Origin of the sequence: Streptomyces sp. CB02366 (assembly GCF_001905905.1) — a bacterium.
In the GTDB taxonomy this organism is placed as follows: domain Bacteria; phylum Actinomycetota; class Actinomycetes; order Streptomycetales; family Streptomycetaceae; genus Streptomyces.
The window spans coordinates 1-8791 of record NZ_LIVT01000020.1; the positions used below are offsets into that span (position 1 = coordinate 1).

The 8791-nt window shown below is 69.9% G+C and carries 7 protein-coding genes; 3 read left to right on the top strand and 4 right to left on the bottom strand.

Annotated elements, in window-relative coordinates; translation table 11 throughout:
- From AMK24_RS30045 to AMK24_RS30055, 3 genes are all read left to right on the top strand, one after another.
- Positions 1-570 (top strand): tetratricopeptide repeat protein (locus AMK24_RS30045; RefSeq protein WP_143203750.1); only part of this gene is annotated, 570 nt, incomplete at its 5' end.
- Between the two features lie 1661 nt (positions 571-2231).
- Positions 2232-3281, top strand: a complete 1050-nt coding sequence (locus tag AMK24_RS30050) for a ParA family protein (protein WP_443333914.1) — start codon at positions 2232-2234, stop codon at positions 3279-3281.
- Positions 3278-4357 (top strand): ParB/RepB/Spo0J family partition protein, encoded by a 1080-nt coding sequence (locus AMK24_RS30055; protein ID WP_073772062.1) that lies wholly within the window; start codon positions 3278-3280, stop codon positions 4355-4357. Before AMK24_RS30050 ends, AMK24_RS30055 begins: the two co-directional genes overlap by 4 nt.
- A gap of 677 nt (positions 4358-5034) precedes the next feature.
- Here the strand turns inward: AMK24_RS30055 and AMK24_RS30065 are convergent.
- The 4 genes from AMK24_RS30065 to AMK24_RS34055 form a co-directional block, all read right to left on the bottom strand.
- The gene (locus AMK24_RS30065) at positions 5035-5448 is read right to left on the bottom strand and encodes an NUDIX domain-containing protein (RefSeq protein ID WP_073772064.1); all 414 of its coding nucleotides are present in this window, start codon (positions 5446-5448) and stop codon (positions 5035-5037) included.
- Between the two features lie 95 nt (positions 5449-5543).
- Positions 5544-6071 carry a hypothetical protein gene (locus AMK24_RS30070; RefSeq protein WP_073772065.1) on the bottom strand — a complete coding sequence of 176 codons (528 nt, stop codon included), beginning with the start codon at positions 6069-6071 and terminating at the stop codon, positions 5544-5546.
- A 17-nt stretch (positions 6072-6088) separates the two neighbouring features.
- On the bottom strand, positions 6089-6283 hold the full coding sequence (locus AMK24_RS30075) for a hypothetical protein (RefSeq protein WP_073772066.1): 195 nt from the start codon (positions 6281-6283) through the stop codon (positions 6089-6091).
- Positions 6284-6526: 243 nt separating this feature from the next.
- Positions 6527-8722, bottom strand: coding sequence for a hypothetical protein (locus AMK24_RS34055; protein WP_073772067.1), 2196 nt, complete (start codon positions 8720-8722; stop codon positions 6527-6529).
- Positions 8723-8791: the final 69 nt, after the last annotated feature.

The window sequence follows — 8791 nt, forward strand, 5'->3', positions numbered from 1 at the left end:
CCGAACCCGGAACGGTTCAAAGACCTGCGCCGCTTCGACGACGCCCTCCACGCCCACCAAACCGCCCGCGACCTCCACCAACAAACCGGCGACACCCACGGCGAAGCCGACGCCTGGAACAACCTCGGCACCACACTCAAAGACCTGCGCCGCTTCGACGACGCCCTCCACGCCCACCAAACCGCCCGCGACCTCCACCAACAAACCGGCGACACCCACGGCGAAGCCATCGCCTGGAACAACCTCGGCACCGCGTACCGGGGCCTGGGCCGCTTTGATGAGGCTGTCGTGGCGGGGAAGCAGGCTGCTGCGATGCTGGCGGCGGCAAGGGACTGGTTCCGTACGGGTGAGGCGTGGGGCGAGCTGGCCACCACGTTGACCGCCGCTGGTGCGGATATGGGTCAAGTGCGTGAGGCCTGGGAGCAGTCCGCTCAGGCGTATACCCAGGCGGGTGCGGATGAGGAAGCAGACGCTTCCCGGGAGCACGCCACCAACATGGAGATTGTGGAAGCTCAGCTGCCCACAGACGCGGTCCGGCCCGAAGAAGAGGTGGCCTCGGAGTCCGGCTGAACCATCAGCCGGTCTTCGGCAGCATCGGACGCGTCATGCCCTCGTCCTCCCCAGCCCAGGCGCCCGGAGACGGATCGCACCGCCCCGACGGCATTCGACTCGCCCCCCTTGGAGAGAAGGGGTTACACGGATCGCCCCCGCACAGTGCAAAGGGGGCGGGCGGGAGATCGTCGCTCAGAACAGCGCTGGGAGCGGACCGAGGGTGCCGGCCACGTCCATGCCCAGGGCCTGAGCGGCTGCGCCCGGGGCCTGGTGCCGGCGGCAGTGCTGCCGCCGGCACCAGGGGTCCGAGCCGTACTCCGGGGACCCGGACCTGTCCCGCACACCCATACGGCGCGGTCTGCCCCGCACCCTATCCGGCACCGGCCGGGCCGGTCAGCTACTGGCAGCATCCCGGTCTCCCGTACCTCCGGCACACCGACCCCGGACGCCGCGTCACGGGGAACGGAGACGTGCAGCGTCCACTCGGCCCGGCCCTTGGCCGTGAACCACTCCCCCAGCCAGGGGCCACCGGTAGTCACGAGCATGAGACCGGCGAGCGGACCGCCGACGAACTGAACGATCACGATGCCTCCAGCAGGGCTAGAGCCCGCCCTTCAGCAGCCGCGCTCTAGGTCTGCGGGGCCTCATCGTCCACGGCACCAACCCCGAGGGCCCGACGCGTGCCTGCGACCCCAGGAGGACGGGCCCCGACCACCCCACGCGCCCGTAGCTCAACAAGGTCCGGCAGGCGTATGCCGGGCAGGGCATCGCTGATATCGGCTTCGGCTGCGCGAATACTGCTGGGCCCGGAAGCTTCGGGTCCTACGCCAAGGGCGCGGCGAGTGGTCACGAGAGCATCGTAGGGGCGTCAACCACCCCCCAGACCACGAACGACCGGGCGGCCTTATATATATGCCGGCTGCGGACCGGGGGCCACCCTCCCCTGCCCGGGACCGGTACGTGCGGCATGATCGTGCACTGCCGGACCGGCGAACACTCCTCGCCGGTCCGGCACCACCACCCGGCGGCCCACTCCACCGGCGAGTTCCCACCAGCCCGCCAGACGTTCCAACGGTCAAGGGGCCCGCTGGGGGCCGCCTTGTCCCAGCGTTCCGCCGGGCAGACGGGGTTGGAAAAGTGCCTCCCACGTGGGTCTCGGTCGATGCTGCACTCGTTCCACCTGACGATCGCTCCGGAACTGGCTTCGAAAAGTGCCCCGGTACGAGGTGGGGAACTGTTCGCATCCAGCCTTGATCCGGCCGTACTCATTCCAACGGGACGGTTGGATAGGCACACCCCGGCGCCCGTTCCAAGAGGCGGGTGCGGTTGGAAGATGCCTGGTCAGGGTTTTCCAACTGTGCGTCCCCGCCTGGGCGGGGCCTCCGTCAGCAGGCCTTCGGAGCTCTCGGCTTCAAGGGGTGGGGGAGTCTTTCCCCTCACGATCGTGATCACAGCAGGCACTGGAATGCCACACCCGGGACGGAGCGCGGACGTCGCGGCGCATGGCCACGTTGCTGGGCGGGTGATGCAGGGAGTGGCAACTCTTCCGCAGCATGACTGACCTAGTAATGTTTGGCCGCATGAGCATTCCTAGTCCCAGAGGAGAGCGAGAGAAGCTAATCACTGCTCTCACTCCCAAACTGCGCAGGCACTTGAAGATCCGGGCGTTCGAGCACGGTATGGACATCCAGGACGCGACCGAGCACGCCATCAACGCCTGGTACTCGGCAGAGAACTTGCCCGAGGCCAAGACGGACGGAGCGAAGACCTGGGGCACGTTCCTTCCGGTCGGTGAACCGGACAGGTTCAAGGCGGCTTGTTCGGATCGTGGGGTCACCTACATCCAGGGCCTGGCGCAGGCCCTCACTCTCTGGCTCGACAACCACCCATCGCCCACCGCTCCGTTGGTGTCTCAGCCGGTGGTGCGAGTGATAGTGGCGAATCAGAAGGGCGGGGTCGGCAAGACGTTCATCTCCAGTGGCATGGCCCAGGCTTTGGCCGAGGCCGGTCACCGGGTTCTGCTCGTCGACTACGACCCTCAGGGGCATCTCACGGCCGAGCTCGGCTTCGAGGACGTCATGTATGAGGACGACGTCGAGACGCTCCTGATGCACATGGACGGCACGGCCAAGGGCCACATCGGTGACCTCCTGGTCGCGCTGGACCACGAGCGCTTCGGCGAGCGTCTGCATCTTCTGCCCGCGTCGGACGATGCGTTCTTGCGGGATGTGGCCTTGTCGAAGGTGTCCTTCAGCGAGGCCGCGCTGGAGCGTGCGCTGGAGCCGCTGGAAGCGGACTACGACGTCATCATCATCGACGGGCCGCCCAGCCTCGGACTGAACATGGACACGGCCCTGTACTACGTGCGCCGGCGGGACGGCGAGCTCGCCGACCGATCGGGTGTCATCACGCCGGTGTGGGCGAACAAGGCCAGCCACCGCGCGTTTAGGCTCCTCCAGTCGCAGAAGGACGACCTGTGTCGCAAGGGTCGCATCCAAGTCGACTACCTGGGTCTGGTCGTCAACGCCTACGACAGTCGGCGGGGAAAGCTGGTGAAGGCGAACAAGGACCAGTGGGAGCTCAGTACCTCTCCTGCGGTTCTGGCCGCCATCGGTGATCTCAAGGAAGGGCGTGAGGCAGCTGACGGGGAGATCCCCTTGCTGGAGTATGCCCCGGACAGCGAGCACGCTCAGGCGATGCGTGATCTGGCGAAGGAACTGGCGGTATGAGCACTGATAAGCCGGCCCGGGTCACTCAGGGCTTCAGCCTCGAAGATGATGGTCGGGGCGCCGGGAAGCCGGCACCTCGGCGGGTACGGACCCGGCAGCAGATCATCAACGGGGAGGGGAAGCGTCCCCCGGCCGCTGTGGCTCTCAAGGAGCTCGCGCACAATCCTTTCAACCCTCGGGAGGAACTCACCGAGATTGAGGAGACCGCTGCGTCGCTCCGGGAGCGCGGCCAGATCCAGCCCGTCACTGTGGTGCGCCGGGCAGCCTTCCTTCTGGCCCATCCCGGTCAGGAAGATGTGCTTGGTGAGGCCGGGTACGTGGTCATCGATGGCAACCGTCGGCTCGCGGCTGCCATTGCAGCGGATCTCGATGAGTTGCGGATCGACGTCAACGACGCGTTGGCCACGACCGCGGCTGACATCCTGGAGTCCGCACTGATCGCCAACGTGCATCGTGTGGACGTCGCGCCCCTTGATCAGGCCCATGCCTTGAAGGAGTTGGTGGGGGTCCACGGATCCCAGGGGAAGGTCGCCAAGCGCCTTGGCAAGACACCTGCCTGGGTGTCTCAGCGCCTCGCCCTACTGGAGCTCACGCCGGACTTGCAGCAGAAGGTCGAGTCCGGGGAGCTGAAGGTCGAACCGGCTCGCCGCATCGGCAGGATGCCAAAGGCGGAGCAGGCCGCTGAGGCGACGAAGGTCATGGAGGCCCCCAGGACACCGCGCCAGCGCGGGCAACGCGCTCAGGCCGGCACCAGCGGGTCGACCGTTAACGCCGTTAATACCCAGGCGAGCCGGGGCCTAGATGGGAGTGAGTCCGCTGGAACCGTTAACGGCGTTAATACCCAAGCGGGTCCGGGCCCCGGGGGGGCCGCGCCTCGTGAAACCGTTAACGCCGTTAATGCCCAGGGGGGCAGCACCTCCCCGGGACTGGTGCTCTCGGCGGCCGCATCGCCTACTGAGGTGGTGGAGGCGTTGGTCGGGTTCCTTGCACCGACGGACCTCGCTGCTGTCGCGGAACTCCTTCTGGACAAGCTCGGCGACAGTGACAGCCCCAGTCGGGCATCGGCCTCTGTCTAGCCGCGAGTTTGACGGCGAGAGCAGTCAGCCGCGTGCCTGCCTGTGATTGACCCTGAGAAACGAAGAAGGCCCGCACCCCCTTCCTAAGGGGGTGCGGGCCTTCTTCGTGACGTTGATCCAGGTGTGAAGCCGTCAGGTCGGGGATGCATATTCGCGGGGATCAGGGCGATCGCGGGTCGATGTCGACCAGGTCCTCGCGCTCGTGACTGGTCATCACTGGCCCCACGTATCGGGCAGGTGGCACGGCGGCATCGGGCGGGGGTGGCCATCGGCGGTGCTGGCGGGAAGGACCAGGAGGTCTCCAGGTGTCGGTAATGCACTGGGTCCTCGCCGTCGGCGGGGACCCAGTGCGTGTGGCGGTTGGTATGGCAGGTGTCAGTGGCCGATCGGGCCGGGGGTGTTGTGGCTGGGGCGCGGGTGCTGAGGCCGCTGCTCGTGGGTGCCGCCGCTGGTCTGCTGGCAGAGCAGGAAGCCGAGGAGCAGTCCGATGACCCCGAAGGCCTTGTGCCGGTTGGCTTTCCACCAGCTCGGGGGGGGTCGGCTCGGTCAGGACGCCTATGACCGCCACGTGATGTTCTCCGTTCGATCGGGGATGGGAGCCGGGGCAGGCCGGGCGGCCTGTCCGGTGCTCACCACCCCGGTTGGTCCGGGGGGTGAGGGCCGGGCGGGCGGCCGGGTCAGCGGGCGGTGGCGGTGAGGATGTCGGCGTGGTCGAACGCAAGGTCCGGGAGGGCGGTGAGGGGCCACCAGCGGGCGTCGGCCGCGTCGTCCAGCGGGGTCGGGGCTGCGGGTTCGGGGAGCGTCGCGGTGTAGGCGACGGTGACGTACCGGCCGCGCGGGTCGCGGTCGGGGCCGTCGAACGCGCCGACCTGCCGCATGTCGTGGGCGGGGACGGTGATGCCGGTCTCCTCCTGAAGCTCGCGCACGGCCGCCTGGAGGGAGGCCTCCCCGGCGTCAACGTGACCGCCCGGCAGCGCCCAGGATCCGGCGTGCGGGGCCCAGCGGCGCTGGATGAGCAGGACGTGGCCGGCGGCGAGGAGGACGACGTCGGCGGTGTAGCGGATCGTCTCGTCACGGCTTTCGGCGGTCATGAGGTGTCCCTTCTCGGTATGGGGCAGGCCGGGCAGCCTGTCCGGTCCTCACCGTCCGGTGGCCGGGGGTGGTGAGGGCCGGGCAGGTGGCCGGGTCAGCCGTAGATGCGGTTGCGCTTGATGACGGCCTTGCGGATGTTCACGGTCGTGCCGCTGCCGGTGGTACGTCGGCCGGTCGGCCTGGCGGCGAGGACGAGGGCGGCGAGGAAGGCGAGGGCGGCGAAGGACATGAGGGCCTGTCCGGCGGCGGCGAGGATGTCGTCGAGCTGGGCGAGTCCGGGGGCGGCGGCGCCGATCCCGATGCCGGTGAGGGCGATGAGGCCGCCGGTGGACAGGGTGAGCGCGCTGTACTGCCAGACCCATCCGGGCACTCGTGTGGGGGCGGGTGGCTGGGTGAAGGCCGCGGGCATCGGAGCCGAGGACTGGGCCGGGGCCGGCGGGGCGGGGGGCTGGAGGGTGGCGCGGGTTTCTTCCTCGCGGCGGATCAGGGACCAGACGCGGGCCATGTAGAGCTCGTCGGAGAGGAGGTCGCGTGCGTCGGCCGGGTCGAGGGGGAGCCGGTCGGGGAGGACTGGCGGGGCCGGTGCGGGGGTGGGTGTGCCGGGGGTGCGGGTGGTGTTCATGGCGGGTCTCCGGGGTGTCAGGCGGTGATCTGGGCGATGGCGGTGGCGAGGCTGGAGAGGGCGTTGTTGACGGCGGGGGCGATGCCGGTGGAGGCGAGGAAGAAGCCGAGGAGGACGGCGGCGAGGGCGGGTCCGAAGCGGAGCGATCCGGTGCGCAGGAGGATGGCGACGACGACCAGGAGCAGGACGACGGCGGAGATGGTGATGCCCATGAGCGCGGTGTTCCTTCACGTTGGGTGACTGGTTGGGGGGTGTGGTGTGGGCCGCCCACGGTGGTGCCGGGGGAGGGCCGGGGTGCCCTGGGGGGCGGTTTTCGGGGGTTCGGCGGGGGGTGTGGTGTGGGCGGCCCACGGGTCCACATGCAGGTCAGGGGCTCCCACGCGCTGTGGGGGGCCCACAGGGCGTGGGAGGGGTGTGGTGGGCGGTGTGTGGGCCGCCCACAGCGTGGATGGTGGTTACTGGGTGTTGCGGGTGGCGTAGGCGTGGATTGCGGCGGCGAGGGTCTCGGCGAGGTAGCCGGCCTTGGACTCGCCGTCGTTTCCGGCGCGGACGCTGCCCTTGCCGGGGCGTTCGACGCCGACGGCGCGCAGGAGCCGGTTGAGTTCGGTTCCGAGGGCGACGGGGTCGGTGCCCATGCGGGTGGCGAGGTCGCCGGTGTGGATGCGGCCGCCCGCGGCGACGATGTGCTGGTGCGCGTCGGTCAGGAGCTGGGGGATGGGGCTGGGCCGGTCCTGGGGTGCTCCGGCCTGGCGGATGACGCGGCCGAAGTCGGCTTCGATGACGGTGGCGTCGCCGGGCGCGGCCTGGTCGTGCTTGCCGTCGATGGTGCGGGCGGCTGCGAGCATGTCGGAGAGCAGGTCGGAGCCGAACCGCTTGGGCGGTGCCTCGGCCGGGGCCGTGGCGGTCGCGGCCGGTGTGGTGGAGCTGCTCGCGGCGCGCGGGCCGGCCGTGCTGTCCGCGTTGTCCTCCAGGAGGCCGGTGTTGGGGATGCCGGTGAACTCGTCGATGGGCGGGTGGAGGATCTCCATGTCGGTGTAGGGGTGGGTGGTGGGGGCGAGCTGCTTGCCCTTGTAGATGCGGGGGAGGATGCGGCCCCACCGGCTGGCGTAGTACTGGGCGGGTTCGGTGTCGAGGAAGACGTCTTCCAGGGGGGGCCGGCGGTCGGCGTAGGTGACCGACAGGGCCCGGATCTGCTTCGGGGTGATCCGGTATGCCTTGAACGCGGTGGGGTCGGAGACGACGTCGTCGGCGTCGGGTGAGGAGTAGAAGCCGCAGCCCTTGTACGGGGCGGCTTTCGGGTTGATGCGGGCGCCGCCGGTGGGGAAGAGGTGGCTCAGCTCCTCGGGGTCGGAGACGCGCATGCCGACCCGGACGCGGGACTGCTTCTTCATCGCGGCGGTGATGACGTCCTGGGTGGCGCGCAGCCCGCAGTCGACGACGCGGACGCGGGCGGCGCGGCCGGTGTTGACGATGGTGTCGAGCTTGCTGAGGAGCTTGGGGGTGAGTTCCGCGATCTCGTCGACGAGGATCAGGATCTCGGGCAGGTCGTGGGTGACCTTCAGCTTGTCGTCGTCGACGAGCTGGTCCTGGTGCCCGGACTTGCGTGCGCCGATCCCGGCGATGACGACGTCGCACAGGATGTGGGCCTCTTCGATGGTGTCGGCGGTCCAGTCGATGAGCGGCACGGGGGCGTTGCCGTCGGTGGCCCAGGCGTGGAGCCAGGGCAGGGAGATCCCGGCGCCGGTGACGTCGATGTGCATGACGACGGTGTCGTTGGTGCGCAGGGCCCCGGCGTTGGCGACGTTGATCGTGTTGGTCTTGCCGGAGCCGACCTGGCCGACGATGAGGGCGCAGTCGTCGACGACGGCGATGCGGGCCTCTTCGGCGTCGGGCTTGAGGCCGAGGGGGAGGCCGCCGTAGATGCTGGTGACGGTGGTGTCGTCGGGGCCGTCGGGAAGGTCGATCTGCTGGGCGAGGACGTCCTGGGCGGTGACCCGGATGAGGATCTGCCCGTACGTCTCGCCGTCGCGGATCTCGATGCCGCCGCCCTTGGGCAGGCGCAGGTCGACAGCGAGCTTGCGCACGGCGTCGGCGGGGAGTTCGGGGGTGTCGGAGGGCATGGTGACCAGGACGGTGTAGCCGACGCCGCCCTTCCATGGGCGTACGCCGTCGACCTGGTGGCCTTCCAGGCGGAAGAGGCGGTGGAGGCGGTCGTGCCATTCACTGGCGCGCTTGTTGGCCCACTTTTGGAGCTTGCGCTGGTGGCGTTCGGTGCGGGCGGTCTCTTCGGCCTGGACCAGGCCGCGGGCCAGGGTGATCCCGGCGGCGGCTCCGGCGGCCCACCAGCCGGTCATGCCCCAGGTGAGGGGGGTGTGGTCGGCCAGGGCGGAGGCGGTCCACCCGCCGGCGGTGAGCCAGGCGGCGCAGCGGGCGACGGTGTGGCCGCCGGGGCGCCGCTGGTAGAGGTCGGCGGCGGCCTGGGCGGCGGCTCCGGCTCCGGCGACCAGGAGGGCGTGGGCGGGGGGCAGGCCGGTGACGGAGCCGGTCGCGGCGACGGCGTAGGCGCCTCCGGCGACCAGGGCGGCGGAGGTGGCGGGGGAGTGGTGCCATCCCCAGTCCAGGGCGGCGGAGGTCGAGGTCTTGGCGGCCATCGGTGCGGGCTCCTTCGTACGGGCGGTGCGAGGCGGGGCGGGGGGAGGGGGAGAAAGAGGGGCGGGGGG

Excerpts from the sequence above, each read along its gene's own strand:
- AMK24_RS30050 (WP_443333914.1), top strand. The coding sequence starts at position 2,232 with ATGGACATCCAGGACGCGACCGAGCACGCCATCAACGCCTGGTACTCG.
- AMK24_RS30055 (WP_073772062.1), top strand. The coding sequence starts at position 3,278 with ATGAGCACTGATAAGCCGGCCCGGGTCACTCAGGGCTTCAGCCTCGAA.
- AMK24_RS30065 (WP_073772064.1), bottom strand. The coding sequence starts at position 5,448 with ATGACCGCCGAAAGCCGTGACGAGACGATCCGCTACACCGCCGACGTC.
- AMK24_RS30070 (WP_073772065.1), bottom strand. The coding sequence starts at position 6,071 with ATGAACACCACCCGCACCCCCGGCACACCCACCCCCGCACCGGCCCCG.
- AMK24_RS30075 (WP_073772066.1), bottom strand. The coding sequence starts at position 6,283 with ATGGGCATCACCATCTCCGCCGTCGTCCTGCTCCTGGTCGTCGTCGCC.
- AMK24_RS34055 (WP_073772067.1), bottom strand. The coding sequence starts at position 8,722 with ATGGCCGCCAAGACCTCGACCTCCGCCGCCCTGGACTGGGGATGGCAC.